At 57.8% G+C, this 348-nt stretch carries 1 protein-coding gene; it reads right to left on the bottom strand.

Annotated elements, in window-relative coordinates; translation table 11 throughout:
* Nucleotides 1-207: LysR family transcriptional regulator (locus EN824_RS33865; protein ID WP_135933190.1), on the bottom strand; the 207-nt coding region annotated here is incomplete at its 3' end.
* Nucleotides 208-348 lie beyond the last annotated feature (141 nt).

The following is a 348-nucleotide window of genomic DNA, read 5'->3' as shown; positions in this document are numbered from 1 at the left end:
GCGCAATGCAAGGCCTTCGTCCGTCATCGCGAGGCCACGCGGCAAGCGCTTGAATAACGCGGTGCCAAGACGCTCCTCCAGCGCTCTCACCTGCTGACTGACGGCGGCCTGCGTGACGTTCAACTCGAGCGCCGCGCGCGTGAAGCTCAAGTGCCGGGCGGACGATTCGAAAGCGCGCAACGCATTAAGCGGAAGATAAGGTCTCATGGTGTGTCATGGCCAAGGCATAAGTTTTTCTTGTGAGCGCAGTAACTTATCATCGTTTGTCAGCGAGGGCTTCAAAGCCGACAGTTGCGGCTTCACACAAGGAGCGACAATGATCACGAGAAGAAAATTCGCGGGCGCGAT

Source organism: Mesorhizobium sp. M8A.F.Ca.ET.181.01.1.1, from assembly GCF_004792025.1.
Taxonomy (GTDB): domain Bacteria; phylum Pseudomonadota; class Alphaproteobacteria; order Rhizobiales; family Rhizobiaceae; genus Mesorhizobium.
Note: the sequence above shows the minus strand (reverse complement) of the source record. Positions and strands in the feature narration are given on the sequence as shown.